Annotated in this window: 20 protein-coding genes and 1 pseudogene; 3 read left to right on the top strand and 18 right to left on the bottom strand. The window is 53.8% G+C overall.

Translation table 11 applies throughout. From position 1 onward, the window contains the following. Positions 1–74: 74 nt before the first annotated feature. From A3OI_RS24720 to A3OI_RS20350, 5 genes and pseudogenes are all read right to left on the bottom strand, one after another. Positions 75–704, bottom strand: a complete 630-nt coding sequence (locus A3OI_RS24720; RefSeq protein ID WP_018404982.1) for an Nmad2 family putative nucleotide modification protein — start codon at positions 702–704, stop codon at positions 75–77. An 87-nt stretch (positions 705–791) separates the two neighbouring features. After that, entirely contained in the window at positions 792–1091 is a 300-nt protein-coding gene (locus A3OI_RS0114520) for a putative signal transducing protein (protein WP_018404981.1), read from the bottom strand. A 112-nt stretch (positions 1092–1203) separates the two neighbouring features. Next, positions 1204–1617, bottom strand: coding sequence for a hypothetical protein (locus tag A3OI_RS0114515; RefSeq protein WP_018404980.1), 414 nt, complete (start codon positions 1615–1617; stop codon positions 1204–1206). A gap of 226 nt (positions 1618–1843) precedes the next feature. Next, entirely contained in the window at positions 1844–3415 is a 1572-nt protein-coding gene (locus tag A3OI_RS0114510) for a transposase (protein WP_018404979.1), read from the bottom strand. A gap of 707 nt (positions 3416–4122) precedes the next feature. Continuing rightward, positions 4123–4236, bottom strand: a pseudogene (locus A3OI_RS20350) (transposase); the annotation flags it as partial. Between the two features lie 483 nt (positions 4237–4719). Here A3OI_RS20350 and A3OI_RS0114500 point away from each other — a divergent pair. Continuing rightward, positions 4720–5028, top strand: a complete 309-nt coding sequence (locus A3OI_RS0114500; RefSeq protein WP_018404977.1) for a helix-turn-helix domain-containing protein — start codon at positions 4720–4722, stop codon at positions 5026–5028. Between the two features lie 88 nt (positions 5029–5116). Here A3OI_RS0114500 and A3OI_RS24000 read toward each other — a convergent pair whose 3' ends face one another. Continuing rightward, positions 5117–5431 (bottom strand): hypothetical protein, encoded by a 315-nt coding sequence (locus A3OI_RS24000; protein WP_228702994.1) that lies wholly within the window; start codon positions 5429–5431, stop codon positions 5117–5119. Between A3OI_RS24000 and A3OI_RS22145 the strand changes: the two genes are divergently transcribed. Together A3OI_RS22145 and A3OI_RS0114485 are read left to right on the top strand one after the other, a co-directional pair. Next, positions 5417–6067, top strand: coding sequence for a type II toxin-antitoxin system RelB/DinJ family antitoxin (locus A3OI_RS22145; protein WP_018404975.1), 651 nt, complete (start codon positions 5417–5419; stop codon positions 6065–6067). The two genes, A3OI_RS24000 and A3OI_RS22145, sit on opposite strands and share 15 nt — an antisense overlap. Next, a complete protein-coding gene (locus tag A3OI_RS0114485) occupies positions 6067–6336 on the top strand; it encodes a type II toxin-antitoxin system YafQ family toxin (RefSeq protein ID WP_018404974.1) in 270 nt (89 codons plus the stop codon). Before A3OI_RS22145 ends, A3OI_RS0114485 begins: the two co-directional genes overlap by 1 nt. Before the next feature lie 342 nt (positions 6337–6678). Here A3OI_RS0114485 and A3OI_RS0114480 read toward each other — a convergent pair whose 3' ends face one another. From A3OI_RS0114480 to A3OI_RS0114420, 12 genes are all read right to left on the bottom strand, one after another. Continuing rightward, a complete protein-coding gene (locus tag A3OI_RS0114480; protein ID WP_018404973.1) occupies positions 6679–7998 on the bottom strand; it encodes an FtsZ/tubulin family protein in 1320 nt (439 codons plus the stop codon). A gap of 78 nt (positions 7999–8076) precedes the next feature. Beyond that, the gene (locus A3OI_RS0114475) at positions 8077–8751 is read right to left on the bottom strand and encodes a hypothetical protein (RefSeq protein WP_018404972.1); all 675 of its coding nucleotides are present in this window, start codon (positions 8749–8751) and stop codon (positions 8077–8079) included. Between the two features lie 30 nt (positions 8752–8781). Then, the gene (locus A3OI_RS20345) at positions 8782–9831 is read right to left on the bottom strand and encodes a hypothetical protein (protein ID WP_018404971.1); all 1050 of its coding nucleotides are present in this window, start codon (positions 9829–9831) and stop codon (positions 8782–8784) included. 38 nt (positions 9832–9869) lie between these two features. Continuing rightward, positions 9870–10319 (bottom strand): hypothetical protein, encoded by a 450-nt coding sequence (locus A3OI_RS0114465; protein ID WP_018404970.1) that lies wholly within the window; start codon positions 10317–10319, stop codon positions 9870–9872. A gap of 29 nt (positions 10320–10348) precedes the next feature. After that, positions 10349–10780 carry a hypothetical protein gene (locus tag A3OI_RS0114460; RefSeq protein ID WP_155903149.1) on the bottom strand — a complete coding sequence of 144 codons (432 nt, stop codon included), beginning with the start codon at positions 10778–10780 and terminating at the stop codon, positions 10349–10351. A gap of 231 nt (positions 10781–11011) precedes the next feature. After that, positions 11012–11626, bottom strand: coding sequence for a hypothetical protein (locus A3OI_RS0114455; RefSeq protein WP_155903147.1), 615 nt, complete (start codon positions 11624–11626; stop codon positions 11012–11014). A 92-nt stretch (positions 11627–11718) separates the two neighbouring features. Then, positions 11719–12993: a DEAD/DEAH box helicase gene (locus A3OI_RS0114450; protein WP_081622938.1), complete on the bottom strand. Its 1275-nt coding sequence runs from the start codon at positions 12991–12993 to the stop codon at positions 11719–11721. Positions 12994–13169: 176 nt separating this feature from the next. Continuing rightward, positions 13170–13580: a HEPN domain-containing protein gene (locus A3OI_RS0114440; RefSeq protein WP_018404965.1), complete on the bottom strand. Its 411-nt coding sequence runs from the start codon at positions 13578–13580 to the stop codon at positions 13170–13172. Further along, entirely contained in the window at positions 13577–13906 is a 330-nt protein-coding gene (locus tag A3OI_RS0114435; RefSeq protein ID WP_018404964.1) for a nucleotidyltransferase family protein, read from the bottom strand. The genes A3OI_RS0114440 and A3OI_RS0114435 overlap by 4 nt, the downstream gene beginning before the upstream one ends. A gap of 10 nt (positions 13907–13916) precedes the next feature. Continuing rightward, entirely contained in the window at positions 13917–14582 is a 666-nt protein-coding gene (locus tag A3OI_RS0114430) for a site-specific integrase (protein WP_018404963.1), read from the bottom strand. A 189-nt stretch (positions 14583–14771) separates the two neighbouring features. After that, entirely contained in the window at positions 14772–16136 is a 1365-nt protein-coding gene (locus tag A3OI_RS0114425) for an SNF2-related protein (protein ID WP_018404962.1), read from the bottom strand. Between the two features lie 27 nt (positions 16137–16163). Next, the gene (locus A3OI_RS0114420; RefSeq protein ID WP_018404961.1) at positions 16164–18143 is read right to left on the bottom strand and encodes a single-stranded-DNA-specific exonuclease RecJ; all 1980 of its coding nucleotides are present in this window, start codon (positions 18141–18143) and stop codon (positions 16164–16166) included. Positions 18144–18807 lie beyond the last annotated feature (664 nt).

The raw sequence follows: 18807 nt of genomic DNA, 5'->3' as shown, positions 1-18807 counted from the left end.
AACGCTGCCAACACGCGTGGCTTTGGAGTGGAGGCGAAGCCGCAACGGAAAAGCCATCGCCGTGATTGGCCTGGTTAGGCATTGTTGCACGAAGTCTGCTGGCCAGTGGAGGACACAGATCGACAANGTTTACAGCTCTCGTTTTCTGCGTCCAAGGGGGCTGCGNNAATACCCGGCCGAAAACTCCGACTAACCCACTGCGTAAATTTTTCCGGCAAGCCTTCTGGATGGTTTACCCGAGCGCCTCGACCTCCGATCATAGGCAGAAACTCCTCCGGTACGCGTGAACGGGCTTCGCCTAAATACCAGAATTCCTTACCAACAAAAACGTACGGGACACGGGTGTCTTGATCCAGCATTCCTTGATGAAAAGGGTTGGGAAGCTGAACCCACTGACCTTTTCCATCCTGCCAGTAAAGGTTGTCACCACACCTTTCTTTCCACCCACCGCTCATTACCGGCTTCTTAGATTGAAATCTAGGATCATTGAAGTAGTCGTTCATATGGATTCGTTCATCCACCTTCATGGCATAGATGAGTTCGTAGCCATTACTTTTTGGGGAAAACCCGGCTATCCAATCACCATCCGTGACTGCACAGCCTTGGTGATTCGGGGTACAAACTGCCAAAGTGCACCAGCCGCTGAACGGGTTTGGTGCCAATCCAGAGTCGACGGTGACGATGTAAGTATAAAGCCTGGTCAAAAATCCCCCAAAATGCCTAACGCCTTTCGTAAACGGTCGCAGCGAAGCGGCGATCCGATTTAACGAACTGGTTATATAGATTGTGACTCATTGTTGATGCTCATGTTTACAGTTCCAGCATATTTCAAATGACGAATCATTTTCTTCTTCACATTCAGGACAATGCCATTCCACTGAGGTCGAATTAGTTTTTAACGTTGATATGAGTTCTAAAGCTTTATCTTGGTCTGAGTCATTCATTACCCAAAGCTCAAGATACATAAACTGAGGGTACATTCCTGTTGATGTATGCTCATTCTTCAGCATGACAGGTATTCCAGCATTTTCAAGAATGTTCTTAGCATGATTAACCGTTATGTTATTTTCGTCAGAATATATAAGTTTCATGGCTACTCCTTAACACATTGTTGATTAATCTATATAACGCGAGGCTAAGCAGTGCCCTGACAAGGGGATCCGGTGGACGGCCGCCAGGCCGGGAACGAACTTGAGCGACTGGTTAAGAGGCAATCCCGCTCCCACTGATAGCACTCGTAATCGCGAGAGAAACTAGAGTGCCCACAGCGTCCGAAGTCTTTGATTTTGCAAAACTCGAAAGTCGCTCACCTAGAGATGCTGTCCCCTCAAGTGATTTAGGAACCCTGCGCAGTGTCTCTAAACCTTTTTCGCTAAGTACAACATCGAACTCGGGCCCCCCATCGTCAGAGAAGTCTTGAGTAATCCAGATATATTCAGCAGTCTCAAGCCACCGTAAGGTACTCTCGAAGTACTCTATAAAATTAAACGAGCCCTCTTCATCGTCTTCTGCGATAGTCTGATTGAGAAACTGCTTGGGCGTTACTCGGAGTGAAACGGGAAACTCCTCATACAACCTGCCGAATAGAAGCCCGACCAGTAAATTGAACTTCTCCATTAAACATCAACTCCTTGGCTCATTTGCCTCTTAACAAGGCTGTAGAAAAACCCTTCTCAGAGCCCAGCCCGCAGCCGCTTTGTTGTTTTTCACGCCCTGCGATCAACTGGCGCAAGTTCAATCATTTGACGGCAACACCGAAGCATTATTAATATCTGGCGCTAAATGCGCTTCACGTAGCCGTCTGTGGCCTATATCTGGCCATATCCTAGCCCCGGTTCCGGTTTCATGCCGCTAACTGCCCATAGTTCGCCAGCTTCTCAATGTTGTGCACCAGGCAATACAACTGCCACTGACCCTGCACCTTCTTTTTGCTCCGCAGGCTGAAGCGACTCAGACGCTTGTTGCTGCCAATGTTGCCGAACACCGGCTCAACCACCGACATGCGATGACCGTAAATCGCTTTGCCTAGCTGGCTATCGACTCGGTGCTTCATCCAGTCGGTATACGTTGGGCCGCGCCTGAGCTCCAGGGTGTAGGAGACCTGTCTTCCTTTTCCCTTGCGGTGATCTGCAGAGCTGGGATTTTGCATGCATTGATGCTTTTTGGGGCAGTGGCGGCACTGCAATAATCGCCCTTGGAAGTGGGCTCTGGGTACGCCGTTTTGATCGGTTCGAGTGCTCTCGTGACGCAGGGATTCTCCGGCGGGACAGATGCACGTCATCGTAACCGGGTCGAACTGGAATTCACTGGCGGGAATCACGTGTTTCCAGCCGCTCTTCGATGGGGTTTGCGGGCGCTTACCGTACTTGGCTTTCTGGTCTACGAACTTGGGATCACGGCTGCGGAAGCGATTGTCAGGGATGTAACCGTTGATCTGTTGCTCATGCAGGTACTTCATATTGGCTTCGTTGGCGAAGCCGGTGTCGGCGGTCACGATCGCGCCGGTTTGATAGATGTTGTCGGCAATGCCAAGCTTTTTATAACGACGCTGAACCGTCTCCAACACCGGCTTTAAAGTATGGTGTTCCTGGCCTTCACCGAAGGCTTGAGCATCGATGATAATCTGGTGTTTTTTGTCCACTGTGGCCACGCCGTTATAGCCCTGAATCGTGCCTTTGCTGGTGGTCATCTTGCCGCTTTCGTTATCGGTGATGTTGCTCTTCACTTCCTTGAGTCGTTTACCTTGGCCCATTCTTGGGCTGTTTGTCTTTAGGAAACAGTCCACTTTTTTCATCGACTCATCCAGAGAGAGCACGGTTTTCGCGCGTCGAATATCTCTATCCAGTTCAGCTTCCGTCTCCGCCTCATCCCGCTCATGATGCTCATGCAGGTGGTGGCGAATCAGTCGCTTCAGCTTATCCCGTTTTTCGCCCAGCTCTTTAAAGGTGTCAGACCATTCCTTCGCGGCGTCTGACGACATTTTGCAGCCGTCGATGGCAAACAGTTCGTTGCCCAGAAGGCCCTGTTCATGGCACACCAGCAATATTTGCTCAAACAGCTCTTCGATCTCATCGGCGTGCTGGCTGACAAACTTGGCCAAGGTGGTGAAGTGCGGGACTGTATCGCAGGACAGCGCTTTAAAGATGATGTTGGTCTCACAGCACCACTGGATCTCGCGGCTGGAGGTGATGCCTTTGGAGTAAGCGAACAGAATGATCTTCAGCAAGATGGCGGGATCGTAGGCCAAGCGGCCGGTGTCGTCGTTGCGATATTTCGGGTGAAAAACCGTCAAATCCAGCTTGTGTTCAATCAGGTAGTGAACGGCGTGTTCAAAAGTGCCGGGCTGGAGTTGCTCTCGGTAGTTGATGACAACCATCGTATCTTGGTCGTAGTTGTAGTGCTTGAAACGAGGCATACCGACGGCTCCCTGTCTGTTTTCTCAATACTACCAAAACCAGCCTAGTTTGGGGTTTTTCTACAGCCTCAACGTTAGCGCACAACGGCGCCCTTGTAATGGAGGCGCAGCCGCAATGAAGAAGGCGTCCGGCGGCCATCGGCCGTGTATTGATGCGCCTTGTGTACGCCCAGCATGGGCATGAACTAATCGGGTGAAAGTCCCCTGTGGGAAGGTCACCGTTCAGCCGGTTTTAGCCGATTGAACGCTAACCACTAGCGAATGGCAAGGGCCAATCCGTGAGGAGCGGTCTGGAGGAAGCCGCTAGCAAAACTGCGAGCTAATGAACAAGAACATCATATGAGGCGTAGGCCGGAGGCGAGTTGGCACCAGAAGTCAGCAGACGGCATAGTAGCCAAACGCCCATCGTAATGGTTGGGACAGGGTGAAGGCCTGAACCCGAAAATCAATGAGGATCCTGTGCAGCCCAACGATTCCATATCCGACCGGACTGAGGAACGTTGGCGCAAAATCAGAAGCCATCATTGGGGTAGGAGGAGGAGGTAATCGGCCATCTTATTCTGAACGTTTTCGGGAAACGCCCTGTGCGGACCCGCCGGTCCGACGCATCGGTGCAGGGTGTTGTGGGGGCTGGGGGTTAGATACCCCCGGCTACCCGATTAGGCGCAGCCACGGTGTCTCTGAATTAATTACCAGGCTCCCTCGTTTTCGCCGACATTCAAAGAACGGCTGGCTTCGGCAATAGAGTAGCCCTGATCAAGCACCAGGCAGGCGGTTTCCTGCTTGAACTCCGGCGTAAAAGATCGTCGTTTTCTGGTCATCAGACACCTCGCTTATGGCGGCAATATTACCATCTACGTTGGTGTCCGGAATCATTGAACCACTACACTACCGTTGTGAGCGAGGTCGACGGATGACTTCACCCCCACCCATGTAGAGTTAGACAGTTCTATTTATAGATTTTGCATTTTACCTCCTCCCGCTCTTGTTCTTTGTTGGATCTACCAAAACATAACTTTGGCCTGATTCTGGCGTTGGCGGGAGCGGTTCGCCTTTCGTTACTGTTCTCTCTTCACCCGTGCGTCCCCCACGAGGCCCCACGATTTCGTACTGCCCTGAGTTTTGAGCCCGAGATCCTGGCTTTAGCTTGTCTGTCATTTTCCTGCCCTCTTAGTTTACTGTGACAACACTAATTGTATTACGGAAAAAAACTAAAGTAAACACAGGGAGTACTTTACGTGGTGCTATAATGAACTTACAATCCCGCACCCACTGATTTCAGTGAACGAAGAGGGGGAAGTGAAATGTTTGGTGAGCGTTTGGCGGAAAAAAGAAAAGAGAAAGGGCTGACCTTGGAACAGCTGGCTCAGAAAGTGGGTTCGACGAAAAGCTACATCTGGCAGCTAGAAAATAAGCCAGGCGTTAACCCCTCTGCCCAGCTTGTGTCTGACCTGGCATCGGTATTGGGGGTCACTGTTGAAGAGCTCATAAGTGGCTCTGGATCGAGTGAGGATCAAGTTTTTTTCCGTGACTATCAGAGCCTTAAACTGGAAACAAAGAAAACCATCAGCAAAATCATGCAAGCTCTAAAGGACGGGGATCAAGCTTCATGAGCTTACATCCCGCGAAGAAAGAGGCTATTCAGCTTTTCAAAGCTTGGAGCTACGGACGTGAAGGAGACGATTGTTTCCCCGTTGACTGTCACGCTATCGCAACAGGCTTGGTATCAGAGTCGAGCCGTGTGATGTGGGCGATGATTTTCAGGGATGTTTGCTGATCGATGGCTCTTTGAAAGCCATCCTTTATAACGATTCTCTCCCCGAAGTTGGACGACAGAACTTCACCGTTGGTCACGAGCTTGGTCATATAGAGGGGGTTTTCGGGAAGGTTGGGTCTTTTTGGAAAAACCGGGGTGACGTGGTGTTTCAGCAGGCGTAAACTGTTATTACGTGGTATACACAAAACAGAATACAGAACTGAATGAGAACCAAGAGGCACGCCATGAGCAATCAGCACAGAAAATCCGATGAATCTCGGGGAAAACGAACCGGCATGACCGGTAGAAAGAAAACCATGGTCGCTGAGACGAAAATGGATCTGGGGTTGGCGGTCACACTGCCAGATGATCAAGCTCGCAATCCCCGGCGAATGAAGCCTGCCAAAAAGTCGGCTTCCCCGCTCAATCTGACGCCGGCAAAGGTTGGGCTTAAAGACGATACGATCAACGTTCGTCTTGGCACGTTTGTGAAAAAGACCGTGCAGGAGGTGGTCGAATCCTATGGTATGACCCTTTCGGGTGCAGTAAATCTGTTGCTGGCGCGAATTATCAGTACCGATCGGCTGCCCTTCGAGCCTGTTCCCTTTCATGCCCTGATGGATGAACAGGGCAGGAGGAACAATCTGGCGACCACAATGCGTGTGCGAATCGATGCATCTATCAAGCGCGAGGCATCTGACATCTTGGGGGCTATGGGCATCAGTCCCAGCGCGGCGGTGAGCCTGCTGCTCAATACCATCGCTGCGCGCCGGGAGTTTCCGTTCGATCACGAGACGCCCAATGAGGAAACCCGGGTCGCCATGATGCGATTGGAGGACCGTAAGGGTGAGAAGTTTGAGTCTGCGGCTGCGCTGTTTGACGATTTGGGAATTTAATGCTGACGCCGCAACCGGACAACAAATTCAAAAAGGACGTTCTGCTATGCCAGGCCCAGGGTCTCAAGATGGACAAGCTCAAAGACATAATTCAGCTGCTCACCGATGAGAAGCCTTTACCGGTAAAATGCCGCAACCATAAGCTGTCGGGTAATTGGAGCGGCTGGTGGGAATGCCATGTCGCACCAGACTGGATTCTTATTTATCGCGTGGCTGGTGAGGAGCTTCAGCTTGCCCGAACCGGCACTCACGCGAAGTTATTCGGCTAACTCAGATCAGGCGTTCATCAGCCGGCGAACTTTCAGGCTATACAAGTGCTCGATTGCGGCTGCGCGAAGAGGGCAGGGTCGCAAGCAGTGAGGTCAGAGTAAATGTACGATACCTGAGATTGGTGGAGAGGAGTGGTGCCGGGCGCCTGTTTGCTTAAAGGCCCGGACCGGAGACGTTGTATTGGTCGCGTTGCTGCTCCGGGGTTTCGGTTTTGTTTTCAGCGCTCATTGATGGACAGGTGATCGTCGTCGTCCATCTCTGGCGGGTTTTAGTGGAGCGTAAGGCCAGTTCGTCCGGCCCGGCCTAAGAATTAACAAAAACGATACTGATTGGGAGGCTTGTCATGGGCTATCTCCATTAGGAGTGCTGGTCTGATTCACGGGAGGTGATGCCTTTATTCCGATCCTGGTGTAACCATCGGTGTTTAGGTTGAAAGACAGGGTAAGAGAAGGATTCCCTAACCAGAGAGTAGGTAGGGTCCATTGGTAATTCTCGGGCGCGTTGAGCCTGGACACGTGTTGCCAGGGAATTCTTAGGCCTTCATAGTTTTCGAAGATCTCCATTGCATAGCTAACGTCAAAATAAAGGAGGTGGGGAATCGACTGCTCGGAAAGCCATGTCGCGGTTTTTTCCAGTGTGGATGGCCCGATACCTTTAATTGATAAGAGGTTAAAGGCTGTCGTGGAGCAGAGCTCGCCAAGTGTTGTAATTCCTGACTTCATCATCGCTTTTTTCTTGTCGCTGAGTAGTGCTTGGACTTGATCGATGGACCCGGACATCGCCGGAATCTGAGTAATAGCTAATTGGTGCATCTTTAGAAGGTATTCGGCGGCGGTGTGATTAACGGTGTGAGCGGATCGACTAACGTGGACATCTCGCTTTAAGCTATTGCATATAGAGGCAAGCTGATCGTTATCGGAGCGGTAATGTTTACTTCTCTCTCGTTCGTAGATCGATTCGTGATGAGCGACTGCAACAAGGGCGGCTTGGTTTACATTTGGCTTTTGGTCTAACTCACCGTTGAGCAGTAATTGGATTTCGGATAATTTTGAAATTAGGGCATCATCGTACTGGGATGTCGATCCTGTTTGCTTGATTCGGTTTTCAAGGTCGCCCAAGTCGTCTCTAAGCGACTGGATTGATCTCAGTAAGGGGCCGTTTGTTGAAAGCTCAGAGTCATAGTGAGAGCGTAACCGTGCCTTAATGTCATGGTTTCTAGCATAGACAGGTTCAACAGCGGTAAATCTGTCTTTGAACCTGCCGAATCCTTGAAAACTGCCAAAGATATCATGGTCAGAATCTCGTGCTTCGTCATCATCCTGGCCGCCATCAATATCTGAGGCATCAATATCTGCAATGGGATCATCGCTGTGTGGGTAATCATCGATGATCCAATGTTCAGGACGTTCCAAACTTTCACCAAGGCTTTCAAGGCTTTCATTGAGTTCTGCAAGGCTTTTATCGAGTTCTGAGTCATCAAATTCTGAGTTATCAAAAATGATGTCGTCGTCACTCACTTTCCTGGTATCCCCTCCAAAGCTATTGGCTATGCGTTGCCAGATGGTCATCTTATCGGTCATCGCTCTCTCTCTGGGCCCGGCCCTGTTGATGAGCCTGTGCACGCTGGCTGGCTCTATCTCGGTGAAAAAGGTGTCTTCCATTAGGGCATCCAGATCCGGTTTGTCCGGTTCCGGTTCGTGAACCGTGACACCCTCATTGTTCTCTTGGTTTTGTTTTGTTTACAGGCCCGGACTGGAGGCGTTGTCCTCGTCGTCCTCGTCCGCCAGCAAGTCGATCTCGTTGGATGGCTCACTCTGCGGCCCGAGAGCGGATTCGGCCTTTAGCCAGGTCACGCGACCGAGCTCTGATACAGCGGCCAGACGATCATCGCTGTTTGTGCGAACCAGAACGCCGGCGAGTGTGCCAAGCTGTTCCGCTTTACGCCGAGCCAGCCGCGTCATCGGATCTGCTTGCTGTTGATCCAGCCGGTGATGGACTTCGGTACGCAGATCGGTCAGGCGGTCAAGCAGAAACCGGATATGGTGGCCAGAACAGTCTTCGTCGGTACCGATCCGCGGCCATTCCTTGCGAAGCCACAGTTCCAGGGCGTCGCTCTGCTGGGCTGGTGACAGGTCGCCGATGCGACGATTCTCGATCGCCTTGAAATCTGGAAACAGGTGGTTGCCATCGGCACTGACGGTTGGGCTGACCGAATGTGATGGTTTCAGGGTGTCAATATGATGCCGCATCTTGTTCAGTAACCCGGATCTATCCATCATGTCGATCAGAAATTCCGGGTCGTTATCCAGATAGTGCCGTATGGATTGCTGCACATCGGCGGCGGATACCCGATTGGCTTGACGCTCGGCCATCAGAGTGCGTCGTTCCGGGTGTCTGGTGTTGATCGTGCTCATAGTCGTTCCTCATCACAAATGATCAAGCCATCAAAGCCCTGGCGCATCGTTCGACAGATCCGGGTCGTCATTATTCTGGTTGATATGGCCGACTTCCAGAGCGCGCTCGTGGCAGTCTTGGGCGCACCGATCCAGTTCGGAGAACCGCTCGCCGGTGAGTGCCTGACCAGCGGCTTTCTCAAACTCCTGGGCCCAGACGGTTAGCCTCTCCGACGTGATGGGGGCCGGTATAGGTCCGTTGCCTGAGTAGACGTCCTGCGCCCGGGTATTCACTGTCTGGCCCGCTGCAAGCATACTAGCGACGTCATGGCAGTCGTGGGCACAGCTTTGGAGTACGTTTTTGCGGGCGTCGTCAACGCTGGCCTTGGCCGCATGATCGAACGTCTTGGACCAGTGCATCAGGGTTTCCGGGGGGACCAGTGTTGCGAGCTCCTGGGTCTTAGCGTCGCCCTGGATGGCGGACTGGCGAGCCAGAGTCTGGATTTCGGAATCCAAAGCCTGCCTGGCCTGAAGCGCCGTGGCTGCTTCTCGAGCTTCTTCGCTCCGGGTGCGAAGTATCGTGGCCTGAAGAGGGGTCGGCGCCAGCTTGGCTGCTTCAGCGAAGTCGTCTGACCATTCGTGCAGCTTGGCGGCGCTCAGGGCCGAACTGGTGGCCGCGCTGGTTACATCCAGCTCAGACCATCCGTCCGGCAACGCCAGGGCGCGACTGGTGGTGATTAGTGGGCGTTCGTCTGATCTGTCGGTACTCTGGTAGGCCCAGACCTGCGGCGCAGTCTTCGGCCCGGCGTTCTGATCGACCTTGTGACTGTTCTGGTGCGCCCGCAATGCATCCCGGTCCACGGTGGCTGAAATCACCGCCCGGATATCCGCCAGCTTGTGCGGTATGTCCGTTGTCCGCGCCGCCTGCTGGCTCATCGCTTCCCCTTGCGTGAACAGGTGCGCCTGATTGATGTCAGTGGTATAGCCTTTTGCGTCCTTGGCCCAGAACAGCAGTTGGTTGTCCGCATGGCTTCGGCTGTCCTGAAGTACCATTTTATCCATCTTTTTGTTGGTCGAACGCTTCGGTGTTTGTTGTGTCATAGGTGACAGACTCCTGTGTTCGTCAGGGAAATGCGAGGTCAGCCGAGGGCAGGGCCGTCGTCTTCGTTGTCTTCGTCGGGCTCGTCAAAATCGGTATCGGTTGTAGGTGTGTTGTGTGTCGTCGCATCGGATGCGGGGGTTCCTTCATCGGCCATATCCTGAAGGATGAGCATAGCTCCAGGCGCTGTTACGCCATTGCCATGGCGGCTGAGAGTATCCATCGCCAGTTGAAGGGCGGCCTGCTGATCGGGGGTGAGGGTGATCCCAGTCTGATCGCTTTTCTGACTTGGTGCCTCAATGGCCTCTTTTAACTGGCCGGCCATATCATTGAGCAACATGAGATGACTCTGGCTGCCAAGGTTGCCATCGGCTGGAATGTTGCCGGTTTTAATCCCCGCATTGGCAATCGCGCGGAGAAGTTGGTCACGCTCACTCTTGTATAGATGGAGTTGTTTTTCTGTGCTGAGGTCGTTGATATTCGTGGTCATGGTTGGGCTCTCCCTTTAATCGCTGTCAGTCACCCGACCTGATGGGTCGGTGTGTCGTATTCGTCGGTTAAAAGCGGGACGGAAGGGGAGGGTATGCCCAGGTGATCGTGCTCGGCGTCCACGTTCCACTTCATGCTGATGACCTGAGACACCAGGGCTCCGATGGCGAGCATGACGGTCGGGGGTTCAACTGTGTGCAGAGCGCTGGTTGATGGTTGTCCATCCTCCCAGTCCGCCAGCGAGGTCAGTGCATGGTCGGTTGGGGTCAGGTGGTCGGGGCAAATCTCATCGGCCGGACTGGGTAATCCGATCTGTCGTGCGATAACCATGTGCCCCCTAATAGCCTGACGCTTGAGGATGGCGGTCTGGTCTTCGGTCATTGCTCCGAGCAAAACCACTGACTTATAAATGGGATCACGCCGCGCCGCCCGGTAGACCAGATTCAGTCTGGTGTTTCGCATCGACGCGGAATAAGGAAAGAGTCGCTGCCGTGTATCGGTCGAAAGGTCGCTCATGATCGTGAAGTCCTGTCGGTTGCATGGCCTATCGTTGATCGGCGCGGCCAAAAATTTAAACTACAATACGTTATGATATCTCAACCAAAACAAAAATGGCGGGTTGCTGTTTCATCGAGCGTCCATTTAGAGGTTTAATCGCGCATCTGGTTTCGTTTGGTGGACGTGACGGGAGAGTTATTCAGTCGGGGATGGCGAATTCCGATGTTTCTCCAACGCCAGCAGATACCTCAACGCCGCGATACGCACATCAACTGGCCGGATCGGGCCAGGGCGCCCATTGATCGTGCGTGGTTCAATCACCGGCACCGTGCGTTGCGCCGGGTCCGACTGGTGGGCCTGTCGCCATGACTTCAATCGGGGCGAGACCACGTGCCAGGCAGTGAAGAGGAAGAGAGAGGTCGCCACAGCCGACAGTGCCTGCACCACGACAGCGGGCAGTGTCTGATACCCCCAGGCGGTCGCGAACACGGTCAGCACCAATCCTGCACCCATCACATGAATCAGCTGGTCATCCTTGCGGTCGTGCCGGTGACGGTTCACTAAAAGACGGAAGGTGCGTTTGGACAAACACCGGCATCGAGCCTCCCGGCTCGCCGGATCAATCGTGACCGGATACACCTGGTCGAGTCGGCGCTGCTCGCCAACAACCTCGTACCGAAAGCCCTTCTGGATCTGATCGTTCCAATGCGGAGCGGTTTGTGGCTGGGGTTCTCCGTCTTCATCGGGCTGGCGGATATGAACCTCCGGAATTAGGCGTGAATCGGGATCAAAAGGCACTTGTTTGTCCACCGGGTGCATCAGGTATTGAGTTGCCACTATAACGTAGACACAGTTCTCCCGTTCAGGGCGTGCCCGGTTAACGAAGGGTAATTTTGCGCAGTCTAGTGAAACGGCGTGAAGCTCTGGGTGGCCTCGCCGGTGTCCGCCCCGGTGGCTGGAATCAGTGAAACAGGCTCACTTTGCGCATTGGTTCCGGAGAAATGGTCCAGGCACCAGTCGGCAAACCGTTCCTGTTCGGTTTTGGTGTCGGGAGTGCGTTTCGGTTTGGGCCTCGGAGCCTCGGGGGTATCCAGAGCGCTGTCGATAACCGCCTGCTTCTCGATTAAACGACGAACCATCAAGCTGTCCAGGGTTCCTTCAACCACGGCGTGATACACCAATACGTGATCCCGTTGTCCAATTCTGTGTGCCCGATCTTCCGCTTGAGTCACTTTACCCGGCACCCAATCCAGTTCAGCGAACAGAACGGCGCTGGCGGCTGTCAGGGTCAGTCCGGCACCAGCGGCCTGAATGGTGCCAATGAACACCTGACATAAGGGATCGTCCTGAAACCGATCCGCTTCCTTCTGGCGCTGACCTTCCGGGGTCTGGCCGGTGACCATGGCCACGGTATTGGGTGTCCGGCGCCCGGCCCGTTTACGAAAATGCGTGTTCAGGGCGTCCCGATAAGCTTCTGCGACCTCCTGATGGTGACAGAACAGGATCAGCTTGCCGTTATCAAGGGACGTGAGAGCCAGGTCCAATACCTGTGGCACTTTGCTGAGCGCTGTTTCCTTGCGAACCTGAGACATGCGCTCAAAGGCAACTTTGGCTTCCCGGTCCAGTTTCTGTGCCTGCGACTGATAGTGCGCCCACGCTTCGGTATCGGCTGCCGGGTTGTCTTCGAACTCGTTGTTCAGATTTTCGCGCTGGCGGAACAAATCTTGTAAGCGCTGGGTGGCCGAAGCCAGTTGCCGGTACTGACCCTGGGCCATTGCCTGCTGAGGGTGATCCAGCTCAATGAGCTGGCGGGTCTTCGGTGGCAGATCCTTGAGGACGTGGCGCTTCTGTCGACGAACCATGATTCGGGACCGAAGCTCGCGCTGCAGTTCACTCAGGTTGGAGGCGCCCCGGGCGTTCCAGCCGTATTGGGTCTGGTGGCCGTTACAGTAACGCCGTTCAAAAGCAAACCGATCGGAAAAGTAGTTAGGATCCAGAGCGTGGGCCAGCGGCCAGATTTCAGCAGGGCGATTGAGAATCGGTGTGCCGGTTAGCAGTAAGGTTCGCTTCGCCGCGAGTCCCGGTTTGTGGTTGCGCCCGGTACCGGAGCCGAGAACGGCTTTGGTGCGTCTGGCGCCCTGGTTCTTGAGGGCGTGGGTGTGGGGTCTTAATAAAATCGGTAACTAAACATCTCTACAGGCCGCATCCTGTCGCCTCAAAGCTCAGAACAATAAAAATAAAGATGGTAACTTTCACCGTAACATGGCGGTGTCAATGCCGGTTCAGGGTTTGTCGGTATTAATAAAGTTGGTAACTTTGCGCCGATTTCCGATTGTCTCGGTTTTGTTGTCGGTTACATGGATGGGCCTGATGACGGTGGGCTCAGATCCTCGACATAACCATCCATCGCGCTTACAAAGTCTTCGGCAGCCTCAACTGCCCAAGAAGCTCGTTCGGGAGTTATCATGTCCTCCGCCTTGTAGTCGGCAATCAGTCGCAACTCTTCGACTTCATTAAGATGCTTCCCGAGCTTGCTGGAAACATGCCCCGTTTTAACCAAATTCTGGGAAAAAAGCGTTATCAGCCCATTATGTGATTTTATGGGCTGCGAGATAATCGGTTCGTCACCCTCAGTTAATACGGCCTTGGCCGCATCAAACATGGCGTAATAGGCCCGATTGACAGCACCATCCCTATCTCCAGCTGACAATAGCAGCTTCGCGGAACCCAGGGCTCGCCAAGCCTTCTGAAGTAATGCGCTCATATAGAAACCCCATCTTTAGCAATGTTTTGAAGCAGGTAGGGATTTGAGTAGGCTTCGGGGTGCCTCCATTCCCCATCCCACACGGGAAACGGCTGGATTCTGATGCCAGTATCGACAAGGACATCGAATGCAATGCCAGCCATGGCTAATTTCACTTCCACAAAGTCTCCAGAATCCCCTTGAAGGAAAACAGCAACATCCGCATCGCTGTCATCACGATTATCTCCACGAGCCCTGCTACCGAACAAGACAAAGCGGGATACATCGAATTGCTCAATCACCTTGGCTGAAAATTGTTTGACCGCCTCTCGCGTTTGTGCATCCATGTAAGCACCTCTAATTGTTGACCTTAACTCGTGAATAAATCGCCTTGAATACTTTGTCCAGATCCTGAATCGCTGGGCGCGTTTTCCGGTCGATGGTTTCCTTCTGCTTGATGCCGGAAGCTCGCATCAGGTCTTTGTAATGACAGCCAGCGTCATACATGGCTTTCACAAACGAGTCTCTATACGTCGAGACCGTTACACCCTCAATCCCCGCTTTCTCGATAAAAGACTTCAGCTTTGCTGACATAGCCCTTGCCTGATAATCCGTTGAGTCCTTCTTCCTTGGTGACAGCTTGTAGGGCTCGCCCCTGTCATTCAGGAAAAACTGACTCTGAGGATCGGAGCCTCGGTACCAGGACTGGTTGCTTAGATACAGCCCCTCAGACACCCGCGAGTCCATGTATTGCTCGAAAAAGGGCAGGGCATGATCCTCAGTATGAAGCTCTCTCGCTTCGCCGTTGTAGGCGGTACTGGCCAGGAGAGTCCAGATACGGGAAAAGTCACCCGACTGATCCATTATGTCCTCAAGCCTGATTAAGCTTAATTCTGAGGGGGTAAGGCCCCAATACAACGCACCCATAATCAGAGCACCATCGCGCTTACCGAACGGCGGTGCGGCGTTCATGTCAATAAGGCGCTGAACATCGCTCTCGTTAAACAGTCTCTCAATTGGCATCTAGGAATTACTCAAAACAGTTCATATTCGAATATGTGATCTACAATATCACTGCTTGGCCGAATGTGTAAAACAGTGTTTAATCTGTTTTGTGACACTCCTTGGTCTTGCTGTGTGGCTTTTCGGGCGCATAGCGCAAGCTATCTTTGTGTTCATGGGAATATACGGTTTTGGCCATCGTGCGATGGTTCACAGTCGCTGAGGATGAGTTACCAACTTTATTATCGTTGTTACCAACTTTATTATGATCCCACAGTGGGCTTCGTCGACAATGAGTATGTCCCACACCTGACGATTGATCTGTGCCTGATGCGCCTCGATCAGATCAAAGTTCACCACCACTACATTAGTGGCATCCGGGGCATCCGGGTTCATCGATGGCCAGGCGTCGGCGGCGTCGCTGAGAACGCGAGTAACTTTCAGCCCCTTGGTACACCAACTCTCCCATTCCCGTTGGCAGTTGGTCTTCAAGGAGGCTGGTGGAATGACCAGTATGCGTCTGGCCTGCTTGAGAGCATTGGATACCCCTACCGCTTGTATTGTTTTACCCAGTCCTAGCTCGTCAGCAATTAGGGCGTTGCCCGCTCTCAGTGCATAGGCGATGCCGGCCTTCTGGTAGGGCAGGTATTCTTTCCCGTTTGGAACCGGTAACCGAAGTTCCATCTGGTCGGCCATTGACAGTCGAATGTTGCGTCGCAGCCGGTCCACTTCCTCAGCTATAAGTCGCGCCGGCGCTTTCCCGTTCTTATCGGACTCGGTGTCCAATGTGAGCCCATACTGCTGATGCAGCGTCTTTATTAGCGCTGGCGTGACCAGTGTGATTGGGATACGGAAATGGCCGTCTCGCCCAGGCTTCTTGGGTGTGCCCTTGATTTTCTTGATCCATCGGGCCCCGGGCGCGTTCATAACGGTATCGTAAAGGCCATCAGATTTGCAGCCGGTTGCCAGTCGAGTCGGGTTTTCAGGGTCACGGGGCGTGTGGGTTCTCAGTGCCTGAACGCGACCGGTTAGGGAATCCCGGATCAGGGTAATCGGTGCCTTGGGCAGTGGAGGCCCGGTGACCGAAGACTTTGTTGCGACGGGCGTCTGTGCTGGTTCGTTTGATGCGCTCTGGGCAAAGACGTTCAGGGTGTTTGGCTGGAGGCTATTCACCGGTACCGGCATTGAGTGGATTGGTTGGCTAAGGGCTTCTGTAAAGGTTGCCAGGACTGTTTTGGTGCTGGAAAACCGGAATTGGCGAAGTACACGACGAAGCCCGGCTGCGTTATCCAGGGTAATCGGCAGGGTGTACTGGCACAGATCAAGCCCCGCCAGTATTCGTGGGGTGATTTGCTGACCGGACTTGGCGGCATCGGCAGGCGCTGACCATCGGGCTTGGGGGACCACCGCATTGATCTGGCGGATCAGGTCAGGTTCATACGCAAACGACAAGACGAAGGTTTTTCCGTTTCGACCAAGCTGCATTGACCGGCGAGCCTGCTGTTCATCGGTTGTCCTGGATTTCAGGTCCAGGGCCGCTGCACCCAATGGTTTGGCTTTCTGAACTCGTCGCATGGTTAGCCTTATCGTTGCGGTAATTGTTCAGGCCAGTGCAATGTGCGCCGGTGTGGCTTCGGTGATGATCCCCTGCAACTGACTGTTCCCGCGAAACCGATTGATGGTCAGCCGGTAGCGAACTGTCAGAATTGCGCCCTCATTAACCGGTGGGTTGTCGTCATCAACACTGAAGAACCAGAGCATATTTATTGTTCGTGAACCGCTGGCGGATACATCGCAGGCGTCCGGTGCCGTTGAGTCGTTTGCGGTATCGGTCACCGTGAGCTTCTGATGGATCTCTTTTATGGGTCCGGCCCGCAGCACCCGAAACGTCTGTGTGAATGTGGGTTCCGGAAACATCTGGCCCCACGGTTGCCGTTCAATCCAGGCCGCCAGAGTGTGGGTTCTCAGGTGCCGAGGCAGGGCACCATCATCGAACACCGGATTGGTGAGTGGCGCGGTGGCCAGAAAATGGTCTACCGCTTTCTGGAAAAGCTTTTTGAAGCGAGGCAGGTCTGCGGTGTGCAAAGAAAGACCCGCAGCGCGGGCATGACCGCCAAACTGCATCATCAAATCGGGGGCCTGGGCCGCAACGTAAGCCAGCGCGTCTCGCAAATGCACGTTGTCCGAGCGACCGGAACCTTTGAGCCAGTCAGGGTCGCCGCTTTCTTCGTCGTCCGGTGCATTGGGGTCGGTCTCCGGTGAAAAACAGATAACTGCGCCACCGTTTTTCTCTTTGACTCTAGACGCCACCGGCCCAACGACACCCGGATGCCAGTCCTCCTTGAACAGAACCATGGCGCGTTGCGGATCCGGTTCGCCAGGATTGTGGGTTTCCGAGGCATCAAGGTCGCTCATGGTGGCCATAATCTCGTTGGCCTCGCCTTCCATTCCTTTCTGGATCGTCTTGCGCTCTTCATTAAGCTTGTGACATTCCTTGGCTTCCAGCTCCGCCATCATCTGGGTTTCCGACAGCAGGCATTCGATACCGGCCACGGGCTCTTCAAGGCGTCCGACTGCGTTGATTCGGGGCACCACGTTGAACGCCAGGTCGGTGCTGGTGACCGGGTGCCCGGTGCCTGATACTGAAAGCAGAGCGCGGACACCTAATGATAGGTAGCCTTCGGAATGGGCCTGTCGAGCCGGCATCTGCAAACCCCGGTTGATGCGGTCCAGACCCGCTTTGACCAGAAGTCGGTTGTTGGCGTCCATTGGCACAACGTCTCCAATGGTTGCGATAGCCACATAATCCAACAGGCCATTCAACGGGACAGCAGCAATGGCACGGGTTGCACCGGCACGGCGAGGGTCATTGCCGAGCAACGAGACCAAAGCACGGCGAACCAGCAACAATAAATAGAAGGCGACGCCACAGCCGCACAAGGCCTTGGATGGAAAATCACAGTCCTCACGGTTCGGGTTCACCACCGCGTAGGCGTCCGGCAGCGTGTCTCCGGGGGCATGGTGGTCTGTGATAATCACATCAGTTCTGGGTTGCCATCCGGCAATCAGATTCACGGCGTCGTGAGAGCTGATGCCGTTGTCGAGCGTTACGATGATGTCCGGCGCCATCGGACGAACAATCTTTTCCGCCAGCATCGGTTTTAGGCCGTAGCCATAGGTGAAGCGATTGGGGATGACGTACTGAATATCCAGCTTCTTTCGGCGGTTCTCGCTAGCTCTTGATTCCGGTAGTCGGGAATAGGTGTTTCGTTTCGGCGGTACCATGGCATCCGCCATCATGCGCATCCCGCGAAGAAAGACTGCCGCTGAATTAGCCCCATCCGAATCGAAGTCCGAAACCGCCACGATTTTCTGTTTCAGGATGACGGCCTTGGCAAGACGCATTGCGGCTCTTTCGCCATCTTTGAGAAGGGTAGGGCTGATCAGGTTCTTGGCGCTGTAGGTTTCCGGATAGCTCGCCCCCCGGTTGGCCAGTATCCGGCTCTTGAGGGCATCCAATTCAGCGTTGTGGTTGTCATCAATGGAATGAGATTGGGTAGCGATGCTTGCTGTGTTCATCATTTTGCGCGAGAAACCCGGCCCTTTCAGGTCCGGGAGAGATAGCGCGTCACGCAGCGCGTGACCCTGCTCTCGCGGCCTCCTTGTGGTTGGCGCTATCAAATGGGTGTTGGGTGTAACCGTAGCCATCGGCTTTTTGAATCACCGCACAGTGCCGGTGGTTAATGCCTTGAACGACGCCCTTGGCGCCCTGAATATTGAAACTACCGGTTATCCTAATCGCCACACGGCCCCGGTGCAGTCCGGCCTTTTTGCCACTGGGTACATCAGCCCGCACCCTATCCCCGGTTTGAAAGCCAAAGTGGCGCTTTTGCCTGGTCAGGACGCCATTAGGAAAGCCGCTGGCGGTGGTGCGGGTTCGTTGGTAGCTGCCCCGGCCGGTGGCCTTGATCGTGAGGGTGGGTCTTTTCCAGCCCTCAATCGTTGCAACAACCCCGACACAGGCCGCATCCAGGGCATGGGTTTTAGGGATGCGGAGCTGATGCCGGTTGTACTTTGTCTGCCCGCNAGTGCCGGCCTCCACCGGCAAGCCCGTTGCCAGCAAATCCTGAAACAAGGCATTGCGGGTGGCGTTCACCGCCGCCGCATCTTTCAGGGTGGGGCGGTAGCCATCCAGGATGCGGGCCATGCTCTTGGCGCGAGCCTTGTTGATGGCAGTCTTGCTCCG

The sequence above is a fragment of the Marinobacter gelidimuriae genome, assembly GCF_000372805.1.
GTDB classification, from domain to species: domain Bacteria; phylum Pseudomonadota; class Gammaproteobacteria; order Pseudomonadales; family Oleiphilaceae; genus Marinobacter; species Marinobacter gelidimuriae.
The sequence above is the reverse complement of the archived record's forward strand: the minus strand, read 5'-3'. Positions and strand labels throughout refer to the sequence as shown.